The organism is Thermocatellispora tengchongensis (assembly GCF_014202315.1).
Lineage (GTDB): Bacteria > Actinomycetota > Actinomycetes > Streptosporangiales > Streptosporangiaceae > Thermocatellispora > Thermocatellispora tengchongensis.
This window is the reverse complement of record NZ_JACHGN010000022.1, coordinates 132,197-146,425: the sequence shown is the minus strand read 5'-3', so window position 1 is coordinate 146,425 and position 14,229 is coordinate 132,197. Positions and strand designations below refer to the sequence as shown.

General features: G+C 71.4%; 11 protein-coding genes and 1 pseudogene. All 12 read right to left on the bottom strand.

Translation table 11 applies throughout. From position 1 onward, the window contains the following. Nucleotides 1-589: 589 nt before the first annotated feature. The 12 genes and pseudogenes from rpsB to rimM all read right to left on the bottom strand — a co-directional run bounded on the left by rpsB (nt 590) and on the right by rimM (nt 14,151). The gene (rpsB, locus tag HNP84_RS39405; RefSeq protein ID WP_185055154.1) at nt 590-1,489 is read right to left on the bottom strand and encodes a 30S ribosomal protein S2; all 900 of its coding nucleotides are present in this window, start codon (nt 1,487-1,489) and stop codon (nt 590-592) included. A gap of 156 nt (nt 1,490-1,645) precedes the next feature. Then, complete coding sequence (locus HNP84_RS55515) at nt 1,646-2,572, bottom strand: murein hydrolase activator EnvC family protein (RefSeq protein ID WP_221337313.1); 927 nt, start codon at nt 2,570-2,572, stop codon at nt 1,646-1,648. 1,247 nt (nt 2,573-3,819) lie between these two features. Then, a complete protein-coding gene (gene dprA / locus HNP84_RS56450; protein WP_312926773.1) occupies nt 3,820-5,688 on the bottom strand; it encodes a DNA-processing protein DprA in 1,869 nt (622 codons plus the stop codon). Nucleotides 5,689-6,058: 370 nt separating this feature from the next. Further along, nucleotides 6,059-7,642: a YifB family Mg chelatase-like AAA ATPase gene (locus HNP84_RS39390; protein ID WP_185055152.1), complete on the bottom strand. Its 1,584-nt coding sequence runs from the start codon at nt 7,640-7,642 to the stop codon at nt 6,059-6,061. A gap of 1 nt (nt 7,643) precedes the next feature. Beyond that, nucleotides 7,644-8,000: a YraN family protein gene (locus tag HNP84_RS39385; protein ID WP_185055151.1), complete on the bottom strand. Its 357-nt coding sequence runs from the start codon at nt 7,998-8,000 to the stop codon at nt 7,644-7,646. 1,122 nt (nt 8,001-9,122) lie between these two features. Next, nucleotides 9,123-9,446, bottom strand: a complete 324-nt coding sequence (locus tag HNP84_RS39380; RefSeq protein ID WP_067184127.1) for a DUF2469 domain-containing protein — start codon at nt 9,444-9,446, stop codon at nt 9,123-9,125. Between the two features lie 39 nt (nt 9,447-9,485). Continuing rightward, the gene (locus tag HNP84_RS39375; RefSeq protein ID WP_185055150.1) at nt 9,486-10,172 is read right to left on the bottom strand and encodes a ribonuclease HII; all 687 of its coding nucleotides are present in this window, start codon (nt 10,170-10,172) and stop codon (nt 9,486-9,488) included. 36 nt (nt 10,173-10,208) lie between these two features. After that, nucleotides 10,209-10,907, bottom strand: a complete 699-nt coding sequence (gene lepB / locus HNP84_RS39370; RefSeq protein ID WP_185055149.1) for a signal peptidase I — start codon at nt 10,905-10,907, stop codon at nt 10,209-10,211. Beyond that, nucleotides 10,904-11,785, bottom strand: coding sequence for a signal peptidase I (lepB, locus tag HNP84_RS39365; RefSeq protein ID WP_185055148.1), 882 nt, complete (start codon nt 11,783-11,785; stop codon nt 10,904-10,906). Before lepB (HNP84_RS39365) ends, lepB (HNP84_RS39370) begins: the two co-directional genes overlap by 4 nt. 183 nt (nt 11,786-11,968) lie before the next feature. Beyond that, nucleotides 11,969-12,334 (bottom strand): 50S ribosomal protein L19, encoded by a 366-nt coding sequence (gene rplS, locus HNP84_RS39360; protein ID WP_185055147.1) that lies wholly within the window; start codon nt 12,332-12,334, stop codon nt 11,969-11,971. 476 nt (nt 12,335-12,810) lie between these two features. Beyond that, nucleotides 12,811-13,617 (bottom strand): annotated as a pseudogene (gene trmD, locus HNP84_RS39355) (tRNA (guanosine(37)-N1)-methyltransferase TrmD); the annotation flags it as partial. A gap of 18 nt (nt 13,618-13,635) precedes the next feature. Further along, on the bottom strand, nt 13,636-14,151 hold the full coding sequence (rimM, locus tag HNP84_RS39350) for a ribosome maturation factor RimM (protein ID WP_185055146.1): 516 nt from the start codon (nt 14,149-14,151) through the stop codon (nt 13,636-13,638). Nucleotides 14,152-14,229: the final 78 nt, after the last annotated feature.

Below are 14,229 nucleotides of genomic sequence, written 5' to 3'. Positions count from 1 at the left end.
GCCCCGCACCACCGCACTTCCCGTTCCCGGCCGCAGTACGCCCGCGCCGCGCCGCCACCGCTTCCGGCCGCGGCCCGCACCCGGACCACCCGCACGCCCTGCCCGCCCCGGCCCCGGCCGAGCCCACCGGCGGCCGCACTCCCGGCCCCCGGAGCCTCGGACCCCAGAACCCCGGCCCCCGGACCCTGGAGGCTCGGCCCCCGGACCCCGGAGCCTCGGACCCCGACCGGAACCCGAACCGAACCGAACCGAACCGACCGGAACCCCGGCCGAACCATCCGGCAGCCGACCAGAGCGCCGGCCCCGAACCGGATCGACCGGCCCCCGCCCGAACCGACCGGGAGCCGACCAAGGCGCCGGCCCCGAACCGGATCGACCGAACCCCGGCGGAACGAACCACCGGGGACGAACCGGAAGGACCGGACAGCCGGGCCATGGGAGACGGGCCGACGCGACGCGACCCGAACGAACGGCCGCGAACACACAGCCGCTCGCCCGCCCGCGCCGCGGGGCCTCAGCCCGAGCCTCCGAGCCCCCTGAAGCATCTCCCGGGTGCTCGGACGGACGCTCGGGCGCCGGCCCATCGGCCTCAGGCCTGCTGCGGGCCCTCGGCGGCCGGAGCCTCCTCGGCGGGAGCCTCGGCAGCCGCGCTCTCGGCGGTGCCCTCGCCGGCCTCGGCCTCGGCCTCGGCGGCCGGAGCCTCGCCCTCGGCGCGCTCAAGGAGCTCGCGCTCCCACTCGGCCAGCGGCTCGGCCTGGGCGACGCCCGCGGGCTTCTCGTCACCGCGGCCGGCGCCCGCGCGGGCCATGAGCCCGTCGGCGACCGCGTCGGCGATCACGCGGGTGAGCAGGCTGACGGCGCGGATCGCGTCATCGTTGCCCGGGATCGGGTAGTTGACCTCGTCGGGGTCGCAGTTGGTGTCGAGGATCGCGACGACCGGGATGCCGAGCTTGCGCGCCTCGTTGATCCCGATGTGCTCCTTCTTGGTGTCGACGACCCACACCGCGCTCGGCACCCGGGACATGTCACGGATACCGCCGAGGGTGCGCTCCAGCTTCTCCTTCTCGCGGCGGCGCATCAGGAGCTCCTTCTTGGTGAGCCCGGAGCCGGCCACGTTGTCGAAGTCGAGCTCTTCGAGCTCCTTCAGGCGCTGGAGCCTCTTGTGCACGGTGGAGAAGTTGGTGAGCATGCCGCCCAGCCAGCGCTGGTTGACGTACGGCATCCCGACCCGCGTGGCCTGCTCGGCGATGGCCTCCTGGGCCTGCTTCTTGGTGCCGATGAACAGGATGGTGCCGCCGTGGGCGACCGTCTCCTTGACGAAGTCGTAGGCACGGTCGATGAACGACAGCGACTTCTGCAGGTCGATGATGTAGATGCCGTTGCGCTCGGTGAAGATGAAGCGCTTCATCTTCGGGTTCCAGCGCCGGGTCTGGTGCCCGAAGTGGACGCCGCTCTCAAGGAGCTGTCGCATGGTGACGACGGGAGCCATGGTGCCTCCTGGTCGGAGCGCCCATCGCTGGGCGCTGTTCTCGGTTACGCGGAAGCCGTACGGCCTCCGCCCTGGCGCCCCGAGCCACCCCGACCGGACTCACGTCCGGACCGAAGGGGCGGCATCGCCGCCGGGCGCGCGAAGTCGGCCCGCAAGTCACAGGCCACCGAAAAGTGTACCCGTTCCCGCCCCCCGCTGACCGCCTGCGGTCAACCCCCTCCTATCGCCCACGGGCAGCAGCCGAAACCCGCCCCGGCCGAGGAGCAGCAGCGGGTCGAGATACTGCGTCCCCCGCCGCAACCCCCAGTGCAGGCACACGTCCGGGCAATGACCGGCCCCCGGCTCCACCGTCCCCACCACGTCCCCCGCCGCAACCCGCTCCCCACGCCGGACGGACGGCCGAACCGGCATGTACGTGGTCCGCAACCCACCCGGATGCGCCACCACCACGACCCCACGCCCGGCCACCGGCCCCGCGAAGCTCACCACCCCCGCTCCCGCCGCCCGGACGAAATCACCCCCTCCCACCGCCAGATCGACCCCCCGATGCCCCGCCAGCCACGGCGCCGCAGGCGGATCGAACCCCCGCACGACAACCGCCTCCCCCACCACCGGCCACCCCCACCGCAGCGCCCGCCCCACGGAACCAGACAAGGCGCCGCCACCCGAACCACCACCCGCCTGAGTCCGTACCTCCCCAGAGCCATGCGACGCCCCAACCCCGTCATGGTCAACAAGCACACCACCCGCCGCCGTCACCCAGGACGAGCCAACCCGACCACCACCGGAGTGCGCCAAGCCCAGAACCACGACCCCAACAAAAGCCCCCCACACCACCCAAACAACCCCCAACCGTCCACCCCACGACCGCCACCCCACCCCCCGAAGCCCCCGTCCAGCGACAGCCGAACCAGAAAGCCGAGAAGAGCCAGCGCCCACACACGAGCCAGCACGACACCGCCCATCAACACCGCAGGCACCGCCCCCTCCCACTGCCGGCCACCCCCCTCCACCGACCGACCGCAAACCAGAGACGCCCAGCGAGCCGACGAAGCCGCGAAGTCCAAAGAGGCGCACTGTCATGGCGAGAAATCCGATCGAGAAGGGGCCCCAACAGGCCAGGAAACGCAAGAAGGCACCCGGTAAGCGACGGGTGAGAGGAAGCGTAAGAACAACGGTGTAACTCCTGATCACGGAGGACACACCCGGGTGAGACAGGCCGCCCATCAGTCAGGAAACCGCGAGCCAGGGGCAGCGGGTTGCACCGCAGGGGAGTGTCCGGGCAACGGTGGATCTTGCACCCGACGGGATGGGGTGGATGCCGCAACTTGCGGAACCGCGACGCCCTCCGGGCGTCTCCTCCCGAACGGTGACACACCCCACCGCAGGCACATTCCGCTCCCAGGCCACTGGACACCTGAGCATCGGGCTACCACTGACCCCGGAGGGAGTGTCCGGGCAACGGTGGATCTTGCGCCCGACGGGATGGGGGTGGATGCCGCAACTTACGGAAACGCGACGCCCTCCGGCCGCCTCCTCCCGAACGGTGACACAGCCACCCGGGACTTCCCATCGATCAACCACCCCTGGGGGCCGTAGTCGGTGATGGTGCGTGGGGCGGCGGCTGTGCTCCGTGCGATGCGGTGTGTGGCGTTGTCCGCGGGTGGCGGGTTGAGGTTGGTCGGCGGTGCTGCTGCGTTGCCTGCTGGGATGGGGTCGGTGCTGGGGCTGAGGGCTGATGCGTGGTGCCTGTGGTATCTGTGGCCCTGGTCAGTGCTGGTGCTCTGCAGTGGTGGCGTGGCGCACCACACCCACCCACCACCCGCCGCACCGGCCGCACAGCGGACCAGCCCGAGCCTCGGCACCGGCAGCGGCACCGGCACCGAGGACCGGCCGACCGGGGACCGGGAACCGGGAACCGGCCGACCGGGGACCGGGAACCGGGAACCGGCCGACCGGGGACCGGGAACCGGGAACCGGCCGACCGGCGACCGGGAACCGGCCGACCGGCGACCGGGGACCGAGGACGGGGGACGGGGGACGGGGGACCGCCAGCATCTACCAACTCCCGACGGCCACACCGCCACCACAGCACGTCAAGCACCCACCACAACCGCAGCACCGAGCCCACCACCTCTGACCACACCCCAGCCAAGCTGCGCACCTGCGCACCTGCGCCGGGCAGGCCCACCACCGGGCCCCCGCGACTGGCCGACGGCCACGGTCGGCAGGAGACCGCGGGAGGACGTAGCGTTTGCGCAGGTTCCAGCACACCTCTCCCGGTTTGCGGAAGATCCGCCGTTGCCGGACACTCGCCCCCAGGCTGGACATCACGGGCGGCGGACTATTCGCCACCCCTTGGGTGAGTGGTGGACGTAGCCGGCGGCTGCCAAGGTGCCGAGGGTGCTGAGGGCCGTGGTCAGGTCCACGCCTGCGCTGACCGCGATGGCCGCTGGGCCCGCGCCTCCCCTCGCGGGTACGGCGTCGAGCACCCGGCGGCTGACCTCGCTCAGCCTGTCGCGTGGGAGGACGGGACCGCGGCGGTCGGGGGCCAGGTCGCCGCCTATCAGGCCCACGAGGTCGATCGCGTCCTCGCCGCTGGTCACGCAGATGGCCTTGCCCTGCCGCAGCAACTGGTGGCAGCCCGCGGACGCGTCGGAGGTGACCGGGCCGGGGACCGCGCCCACGTGGCGTTGCAACGCGAGAGCGTGGTTGGCGGTGTTCAGCGCGCCGCTGCGTAGCGCCGCCTCGACGACCACCGTGCCCCTCGACAGCGCGGCGATCAGACGATTGCGGATGAGGAAGCGGGCGCGGGTCGGGAACACCTCGGGCGGGCACTCGCTCACGAGAAGGCCCTGACCTCGAACGGCCGCGAACAGGGTGTCATGACCTCTCGGGTAGCACTGGTCCACGCCACATGCCAGCACCACGATCGTCGGTGCCTCCCCGGTCAGCGCGCCCCGGTGGGCCGCGCCGTCCACGCCGTACGCGCCGCCGCTGATCACCGTCCAGCCCGCCCCGCTCAGTTCCGCGCCAAGGGTGGCCGCCATGTGGATGCCGTACGCCGTGGCGGCGCGAGAGCCGACGACGGCGATCGACCGCAGGCAGGAGAACCGCAGGTTGACCGACCCGTTGAGCCACAGCCCCAAGGGCTGGGTGTCCCCGAGGTCGCCAAGCTGGCTCGGCCACTCGATGTCACCCGGAACGATCAAGCGAGCACCGCACGCCTCGCCCACGGCCAGATCGCGTTTGGGGTCCACCCCGCGCAGTCGCGCTCGCCATGCGCCTAGACGACGCCGCAATCCGTCGGCGAAGCGCTTCCAGCTCTCACCGCCCTCCCCTTCCTCTCCCCCCGCCTCTCCGCCCACCTCTCCCGGCCCGAGTGCCATGTCACCGCGCCGAATGCGCTCCAGCGCCTCCAACGGACCCCAAAGGCTGACCAGCCTCCCCATGACGGGATCTCCCGCATCGGCCAGCCGCATCAGTGTCACCCTCGCCAGCTTGACCTCATCAAGTGCGGTGTCGGAGGGCGCCTTGTGATGCGCGACGTCCTGATCCTGGACCGGGCGGGGCGTCACGTCCCGTTCGTGCGGGTGATGGGGCGCGACAGCCTGGTCAGGCAGCACATGCAGCGCGACGCCCCGGTCATCCGGCTCATGCAGCGCGACACCCAGGTCAGGCGGCACAGGCGACGTCACGCCCTGCTCGGGCAGACCATGCGGCGCTACTCCCTGCTTCGGCACCCCATGAGGCGCAACCCGCTGCTCCGGCAGCCCGTGCGACGCCATGCCCTGCTCGGGGGCACCATGCGGCGCAACTCCCTGGTCGGGCAGTGCATGCAGCGCGGCACCCTCACCGAGCAGACCATGCGGCGCGACACTCGGCTCGGGCAGCACAGGGGACACCACATCGGGCTCGGACAGCACATGCGACGCCACGCCCGGCTCGGGTGGCATAGACGGCACCACAGCGGGCACCCGCAGCACAGGTGACGCCACGCCCAGTTCAGGCGGCACATGCGACACCACGCTCGCCTCGGGCGGCACAGGTGACGCCACGCTCTGCTCGGGCGGCACACGCGACGCGGCGCGCTGGTCAGGCGGATCATGCAGTGCAACACCCTGGTCAGGCAGCACATACGGTGCGCCATCCTGGGTGGACAGCGCATGTGGATCACGTGTGACGTACTCGTCATGCACCGGGTGTGGATCACGGAGGGCATGCCGACCTGTATGAAGGGCTTGTAGTTGGGCGCCCTGGGATGGCATCCCGGGCTCTCCAGACCCCGCGCTGCCCGCAGTACCTGCCCACGGCAAGGGGCGCTCGCCCTCGGCAGCAGGCTGAGCGTGCGGTTGAGGGGCGTGGAGAAGGTCGGCGCCCTCAGGGGTGGCGTCATGCTCGGCGGCCGTTCGTGATGCGTGCGGGGCCGACGGGTCGTGCGGGCCGTACGACCGAGAGTCGTCGGTGGCGTGGCCCGCGAATGCCTGGTGGGGCGGGGTGGGGACGGGCTCCGGGTTGGGGGGCGTGCTCATGTGGTTCCCTTCGGGGTGCCGGTGTGGTCGTGGCCGGTCAGGCGCCTACTCCCAGCCACATCGCCAGGGCGGCCGAGGTCTCCTCGACCTCGGGTTGGTCCTTGGCCGCCAGGTCGGCCAGGGTCCAGGCCACGCGGACTATGCGGTCAAGGCCGCGGGCGCTCAGGGCGCCGTTGTCCAGGCAGGTGGTCAGCGGCTTCATGGCCGCCGGGGACGGGCGGAACTCGCCGTGCAGAGCGCTGGCGGGGAGTTCGGAGTTGACCCGCCACGGCGTGGGGGCCAGGCGTTTGGCGGCGCGTTCGCGGGCGGCGAGCACGCGTTCGGCGACCACCGCACTGGGTTCGGCGAAACGGCGGTCGGCCAGGAGTTCGGTGCGGGTGGAACGGGCGACGGCGACCTTGACGTCGATGCGGTCCAGGAGAGGGCCCGACAGCCTGGCGAGGTAGCGGCGCCGGATCGTCGGCGTGCACTGGCAGGCGTCGGAGGCCTCGGCGCACGGGCACGGGTTCGCGGCCATCACGAGCATGAAGCGCGCGGGGAAGGTCACCGAGCCGGACGCGCGGGCCACCGTGACCGTGCCGGATTCGAGAGGCTGGCGCAGCGAGTCGAGTACGGCCATCGGGAACTCCGGTGCCTCGTCCAGGAACAGGACCCCGCGATGGGCCAGCGACACCGCGCCGGGGCGGGGCACGCCGGTGCCTCCACCCACGATGGCGGCGACCGTGGCGGTGTGGTGAGGGTTGACGAACGGCGCGCGGTCCAGGAGGGGACGCCCCGCCGGAAGAGTGCCGGCGATGGAGTGGATGGCCGTGACCTCCAGCGCGTGGTCCAGCGACAGAGGCGGGAGCAGCGAGGGGAGGCGCTCGGCCAGCATGGTCTTGCCCGTGCCCGGCGGTCCGAGCATCCACAGGTTGTGGCCGCCCGCCGCGCACACCTCCAGCGCCTTGCGCGCCAGCGGCTGGCCCGCGACGTCGCGAAGGTCGGGCGCGGGGCGCGCGAGGTCGGGTACGGAGGCGGTGGCCTGGCCGTTCTGAGCGGCGGCGGGCGGGGCGTCGTCGGGGTCGGCAGAGGGGCCGAACAGCCCCGGCGGGGGTACGCGATCGTGGTCGGGGCCGCGCAGCCACTCGACGAGCGTGCGGAGGTCGCCCACCGGCAGGACCGTGACGCCGGGCACGAGCGCGGCCTCCTCGGCGTTGGCGGCCGGTACGACCACCTTCGTCGCCCCTGCGTCACCTGCGGCGGCCACGGCGGGCAGGATGCCCCGGACGGGGCGCAGTCGCCCGTCGAGGCCCAGCTCGCCGAGGAAGAACGGCTCCGCGATCCGTTCGATGGGGATGACGTTCGCCGCGCCGAGGAGGCTCACCGCGATGGCCAGGTCGAACTGGCTGCCCCGCTTGGGCAGGCTGGCCGGGAAGAGGCTGATCGTGATCCGCGAGTCGGGCCAGCCGTACTTGCTGTTCATCACGGCTGACCTGACGCGGTCTCTGGCCTCGTTGAGCGCGGTGTCGAGCAGGCCGATCAGGTGCAGGCCGGGCAGGCCGTTCGAGATGTGGCACTCGACCTCGATCACGTGGCCGCTCACCCCGACGATCGCGACGCAGCGAGTACGGGCGACGGCCATCTCAGATCACCCCGCGCTCGTGGCGGATCGCGAAGGTCCTGCCCACCTTCTCCAGGCCGATCACATCGATGCGCACCGAGTCGAAGCGCTCGCCCTGCCATTCGGACAGCCATCTGCCCGCGAGGGCGCGCAGGCGGGCGAGCTTGCCCCGGTCCACCGCTTCGAGCGCGCTGCCGTGGCTGTGCCCGGAGCGGGTCTTCACCTCGACGATGACCAGGGTGCCCCCGTCGCGCGCCACCACGTCGATCTCACCCTCGCGGCACCGCCAGTTGCGGTCGAGGACCTGCATGCCACCTGCCTGCAGGTATTCCACGGCGAGCTGCTCGCCGTCCTTGCCGAGCTTGTCTTTCGCGGCCATCGGACCACCTCCGGCCCCGACCTTCTCTCAGGGAAAGGACGGCAGGTGGAGCCGAACGCGATTCTGTGGATAGGCGAGAGCGAGGAGTAGCAGGGTGTGGATAACCGGCTGCGGGGATGCGCGGGCTGTGAGGCTGCGCACGGGCCAGCCATGTGCCGCCTGCACACGGGCGGCCTGTGCCGCCTGCACACGGGCGGCCTGTGCCGCCTGCGCACGGGCGGCCATGTATCGGCTGCGCACGGGCGGCCATGTATCGGCTGCGCACGGGCGGCCATGTGTCGGCTGCGGACGGCCGGCTATGCCGACTGGTCACGGCGGAGCGATGCCTGCTGCGACTATGCGCTCCGGCTGTCGTCGGAGTGCGGGCGGGTGCAGGCGGGGCGCTTATGGGCGTCTGTGCGTGGGTGGCTGTGGGCGTACGGGCGGTGCGGACTCCTGCCAGGGGGCACGCGGTGAGGGCGGGTGCGTACGGGTGCGGCGGGGCGAGCGTCGCGTGCTGGGGGCTACGCACCCGCTTGGGCGCATACGAACGGGCACGCCCCTGTCAGACGGCAAGCGGCGTCATGGCGCTTGCAGGCGGGGAGCGTTCGGGCGTGCGAGCGGGCGGAACGAGCGCCTGTGGACGCGGGAGGGAGCGTCCGAGCGCTGTGCGCGGACGCGGATGGGGCGCGCCGGGGGAGGTTACGCGGACGGGCGGGTGCGGGTGGCGGGTGTTGTTTGCGGCTGGGGTGGCGGCGGCCGGGCGGGCGGATGCCGGGGGGGCAGGGGGATGAGAGGCGCTTGAGGGTCGTATGCGCGGGGAGGGGCGGTGCTTGTGGCGGCGCTGCCGGTGAGCGTGGCCGCACTCGCATCGGGCGGGGCGGTGGCGGCGGGCAGGGGACGTTGCCGGCGGCGGAGGAGGGCGTCTTGACGCGGAAGTGCCTGCCGTCTGCCCGGGGACGGGTCTGGGGGTGTGTGGCCGGGGCCGGAGGGAGGCGGCAGAGGGCTGGAGAGGGGGCGGAGCACTCTGCTGAGGCGCGGCCTGGCCGGGGGTGGCGGATTTGGGCGTGGTGAAGACGTGGCTGTGGGGGCCGGAGGGGGGTTTGTGGGCTTGGTTTGGTATTTGTGGTGATTTGGGGGGAATTAGCCGGAGAAGCCTTCCTTGGGCATTTCCAGGTCGGGCTTGGCCAGTTCCTCGACGTTGACGTCCTTGAAGGTGACCACCCGGACGTTCTTCACGAACCTCGCCGGGCGGTACATGTCCCAGACCCAGGCGTCCTGCATCTTGACGTCGAAGAACACATCGCCGTTCTCGGCCGTGCGTACGTCGAGGTCCACGGAGTTGGTGAGGTAGAACCGCCGCTCGGTCTCCACGACGTAGGTGAACAAGCCCACCACGTCGCGGTATTCGCGGTAGAGCTGCAGCTCCATCTCGGTTTCATACTTTTCGAGATCTTCTGCGCTCATCCCGATCCTCCTGTCACACGCCTCCCCCGGGCTGCCTGGTCAGGCAACACCGGCCCCCACTTCATTCTCACCTATCTCGTTACCCAGCCCTGACCGCGCCACCGTGATGAACGAAAATCGGTGGTGCGGGCACGGGCCGTGGCGATGGAGCGCCATACGGTGCCGAGCGGTGACATAACCCTTGTGCACGGCGAAACCGTACTCCGGATGGTGCTCGTCCAGGGCCGTCATGATGCGGTCTCGCGTGACCTTCGCCACGATCGACGCCGCCGCGACGCACGCCGCGACCTGGTCGCCCTTCCACACCGCCAGTGACGGCGCGGGCAGGCCGGGGACGGGGAACCCGTCGGTGAGCACATAGCCGAGTTCACAGGATAGCCGGGCCACGGCGCGGCGCATGCCGGTCACGTTGCACTTGTGCAGGCCCCGCGCGTCGATCTCCTGCGGGGGGATGACGACCGTGGCGACCGCCTTGGCGGTGGCCATGATGCGGTCGTGGAGCGCCTCGCGGGTCGCGGGTGTGAGCAGTTTGGAGTCGGCGAGGCCGTCGATCTCCTTGCCGAGCACCACCGCGGCCACGACGAGAGGACCGGCGCAGGCCCCGCGGCCCGCCTCGTCCACCCCCGCTATCGGAGCCAGCCCCCGTCGTGTCAGGGCACGCTCGTAGCCGTAGAGCCCCGAATCCCGCCTGACGACGCTAGGTCGAGGGCGAAACACATCAGTCATGACACAGGCAGAGTACGCGCCTCATGCCTCTCACGGCTATCGGACCCTGTCGAAAGTCTCCGGTCTGGACAGAACGGTCATCCGGGTGAAGGGCCAGTAGATCACGACGGCCCGGCCGATGACGTCGCTCTCGGCGATCGTGCCGTGGTCGCGGGAGTCGCTGGACGCCGAGCGGTGGTCGCCCATCACCCACAGGCGCCCCTGGGGCACCTTCTCCTTGAAGGACTCGCCCGACGGGTAGTCGTCGGGGTGCAGGTAGCCCTTCTCCTCGATCGGCACGCCGTTGACCGTGATGCGCTTCTTCGCGTCGCAGCACTCGACGGTGTCGCCGCCCACGGCGATCACGCGTTTGATGGTGTCGAGACCGTTCCAGCCTTTGAAGACGACGATGTCGCCGCGTTCGGCGTCGCCGTTCAGCTTGTTGACGATCACGCGGTCGCCTACGAGGAGGGTGTCCTCCATCGACTCGGACGGAATCCAGAACGAGCCGATCACGAACGCGTTGACCAGCAGCGCGATCACGACGCCCGCGAGGGTGAGGAAGACGGTCTCACGGATGCCGCCCAGGATGCCTTTGCCTTTTTTGGGGCCGTCCGAGGCGGTGGCGCCCTCAGTGGCGCCCTCAGTGACGTCCTTGGCGGGCTCGGCGGGGTCGGCTGGTTCGGCGTCCCGCTTCTCGGCCTCGGCGGGCGGCTGCTTCGGGGATTCGTCGCCGTTCTCGGTGGCGGCCGTCATCGTGAGGCGCTCCGCTTGATCCGCAGCCGCCGGCGTAGCAGGACCAGCGGGAAGGCCAGGGCGAACCCGGCGACCGCCGGGGTGGCGCCACCGAGCGCGGCGGCGGTCTGGAGGGCGGGCTGGGCGAAGGTGTCGGGGATCGGCAGCGTGGCGGCCCTGGAGAAGGGCCAGACGATGACGAACGCGCGCCCGATCACCTGGTCGGCGGGGATCGTGCCGCCGCCCGGGTCGCCGGTGTGGGAGCGGGAGTCGAGGGAGACCGAGCGGTGGTCGCCCATCACCCACAGCCGCCCCTCGGGCACGGTGACCTCGAAGAAGCGCTGGGAGGGGACGTCGCCCGGATAGAGGTAGCTCTCCTCGTCGATCGCGACGCCGTTGACGGTGACGCGCCCCTTGGAGTCGCAGCACTTCACCTTGTCGCCGGCCACGCCGATGACGCGCTTGATGTAGTCCTTCTCGCCGGGCACCACCCCGAAGGCGGTGCCGACCCAATGGAAGAAGCCGGCGACCGGGTTGGACGGCTCCTCCAACTGGACCTCGGGGTCCCAGGAGTCGACGCCGGAGAAGACCACGATGTCGCCGCGCTCGATGTCGCGCGTGCGGTAGACCAGCTTGTTGACCAGCACCCGGTCGTTGGTCAGCAGGGTGTTCTCCATCGACTCGGAGGGGATGTAGAACGCCTGGACCACGAACGTCTTGATAATCAGCGCCAGGACCAGCGCTACTACGACCAGAACGGGCAGTTCCTTCCAGAACGAGCCCTTCTTGCCCTTGTCGTCATCGGCAGGCTTCTTGGTGGTGTCTTCCGCGACCACGTGCACCTCGTCCTCGACGGGGCCCCGCGCAGCCGCGGCGTTCCCCTGGTCCTCGCTAGTCATCCTTGACGAGCCTAAATGATGTAAGGCCGCTCGTGGCCGTCAGCGCCACGACGGCACCCGGGCGCGTCGCGAATCAGAGGGGGGCGGCAGGGGTTTGTCCCGTACGTCCCGGGACACTTACCCCCCAAGACGGCCATGTGGCCCGGACCCATCACTGGATCACGGGCCACAGTGGGCTGCAGGCTACTTGGCGGCCGGGGTCGCCTCGCGCTTCTCGCGGATGCGGGCGGCCTTGCCGCGCAGGTCGCGCATGTAGTAGAGCTTGGCGCGGCGCACGTCACCGCGGGTGACGAGCTGGATCTTCTCGATCACCGGGCTGTGCACCGGGAAGGTACGCTCGACGCCCACGCCGTAGCTGACCTTCCGCACGGTGAAGGTCTCGCGGGCGCCACCGCCCTGGCGGCGCAGGACGAACCCCTTGAAGACCTGGATACGGGACCGGTTGCCCTCGACGACGCGCACGTGGACCTCCAGCGTGTCGCCCGGACGGAAGTCCGGGATGTCGGTCCGCATCGAGGCCTTCTCGATCTCCTGGATCTGCGTGTGCATGACAGCGGTTCCCCATCGGGCACGAGCACGCGGAGGTCCACCCGGCCGCGCGGGGGCGCGGCGTCGGAGGGGACGCGCGAGCTGGACTGATATTCGGTCGGAAGGGCCGATCGCTCTGGCCGGCCATCGCCGTGCCGGCGCCTGGGCAGCCGACACTAGCAATTCAGTGTGCCATACACCGGACGGTCACCGTGAATCGACGCCCGAACGATCTACTTACTTGCTTGCTCAGTCACTCAGGTCGCGGGAGTGGCTGGGGGGCGTCCCCCGGGCGCGGCGGGCTCGGGTGCGCCGGACGCGGGGTCGGCGGGTTCGGGCGCGGCGGACGCCGGTTCGGCGGGTTCGGGTGCGGCGGGCGCGAGTTCCGCGGGGTCGGGCGCGGCGGGCGCGAGTTCCGCGGGCTCGGGTGCACCGGACGCGGCGGATGCCGGCCCGGCGGGGGCTAGGGGTGCCGGGTGGGGGGTGGCGGACGGCGGAGGTTCGGCGGTCTCGGTGGAGGCGGTCTCCTGCGGGGCCGGGGGCAGGGAGGACAGCAGGGCGCGGTCGTGCTTGTCCAGGGTGGCGGGGTCGAGGGCGGCGAGCAGGTCGGGGCGGTTGGCGTGTGTACGCCGCAGGGCCTGGTCGCGGCGCCAGCGGGCGATCTTGCCGTGGTGGCCGGACAGCAGGACGTCGGGGACGCGGTGCCCGCGCCACTCCGGCGGCTTGGTGTAGACGGGGCCCTCGACCAGGTTGTGCATCGCGCCGGGGGCGAAGGAGTCGTCGGTGACGGAGTCGGCGTTGCCGAGCACGCCGGGCAGCAGGCGGCCGATGGCCTCGATCATGACCAGGACCGCGACCTCGCCGCCCGCCAGGACGTAGTCGCCGATGCTCACCTCGTCCACGCGCAGCCGCGTGGCGTACTCGGCCATGACGCGCGAGTCGATGCCCTCGTAGCGGCCGCAGGCGAACACCAGCCACGGTTCGGCGGCGAGTTCGACGGCGAGTTGCTGGGTGAAGGGCCTGCCGCTGGGGGTGGGGACGATCAGCCGGGGCTGGTCCTGACCGGTCGCCGCGCCGCTGGTGATGATGTCGTCCAGGGCCTCGCCCCAGGGCTCGGGCTTCATGACCATGCCGGGGCCGCCGCCGTACGGGGTGTCGTCCACCGTACGGTGCACGTCGTCCGTCCAGTCGCGGAGCTGGTGCAGGCAGACGTCCAGGATGCCGCGTTCGCGCGCCTTGCCGATGAGGGAGACGCCGAGCGGGGCGAAGTACTCGGGGAAGATCGAGACGATGTCGATGCGCATGAGAAGGAGGGCCCGGGGTCAGATGGCCTGGTCGGGGTCGAGCAGGCCGGGGGGCGGGTCCACGACCAGGCGTCCGCCGGCGACATCGACCTCGGGGACGAGCGCGCGTACGAAGGGGACGAAGACCTCCTCCGCGCCGCGGCGCACGACCAGGAGGTCCTGCCCGTGGTGCAGGACGTCGGCCACCTTGCCGACCGGCTCGCCGGAGACGGTCTCCACGGCGAGCCCGATGAGCTGGTGGTCGTAGAACTCGTCGGGGTCGTCGAGCGGCGGGACTTCGGCCGATTCGACCACGAGCATGGTGCCGCGCAGGGCCTCGGCGGCGGTGCGGTCGGGGACGCCCGCGAAGCGGACGAGCAGGAAGCCGGCGTGGGGGCGTACGGACTCGACGAGCAGCGGGCCCGCGGACGGCGGGTCGGTGTCGAGCCGCGCCCCGGGCGCGAAGCGCAGCTCGGGGTCGTCGGTGCGCACGTCCACGGTGACCTCGCCGCGGATGCCGTGCGGGCGGCCGATTCTGCCGACGACTAGCTGCACGGATTTGGGACCTTTCGGGATCTCGCCGCCCCGGCAGGCGGGAGTCGCCTGGGCGCGGGCGGGGGTCGCCGCCCGTAC

What these genes read in the sequence shown, in the direction of transcription:
- rpsB (WP_185055154.1), bottom strand. Translation starts at nt 1,489, where the DNA reads ATGGCTCCCGTCGTCACCATGCGACAGCTCCTTGAGAGCGGCGTCCAC.
- HNP84_RS55515 (WP_221337313.1), bottom strand. Translation starts at nt 2,572, where the DNA reads ATGACAGTGCGCCTCTTTGGACTTCGCGGCTTCGTCGGCTCGCTGGGC.
- HNP84_RS39390 (WP_185055152.1), bottom strand. Translation starts at nt 7,642, where the DNA reads ATGGCCGTCGCCCGTACTCGCTGCGTCGCGATCGTCGGGGTGAGCGGC.
- HNP84_RS39385 (WP_185055151.1), bottom strand. Translation starts at nt 8,000, where the DNA reads ATGGCCGCGAAAGACAAGCTCGGCAAGGACGGCGAGCAGCTCGCCGTG.
- HNP84_RS39380 (WP_067184127.1), bottom strand. Translation starts at nt 9,446, where the DNA reads ATGAGCGCAGAAGATCTCGAAAAGTATGAAACCGAGATGGAGCTGCAG.
- HNP84_RS39375 (WP_185055150.1), bottom strand. Translation starts at nt 10,172, where the DNA reads ATGACTGATGTGTTTCGCCCTCGACCTAGCGTCGTCAGGCGGGATTCG.
- lepB (WP_185055149.1), bottom strand. Translation starts at nt 10,907, where the DNA reads ATGACGGCCGCCACCGAGAACGGCGACGAATCCCCGAAGCAGCCGCCC.
- lepB (WP_185055148.1), bottom strand. Translation starts at nt 11,785, where the DNA reads ATGACTAGCGAGGACCAGGGGAACGCCGCGGCTGCGCGGGGCCCCGTC.
- rplS (WP_185055147.1), bottom strand. Translation starts at nt 12,334, where the DNA reads ATGCACACGCAGATCCAGGAGATCGAGAAGGCCTCGATGCGGACCGAC.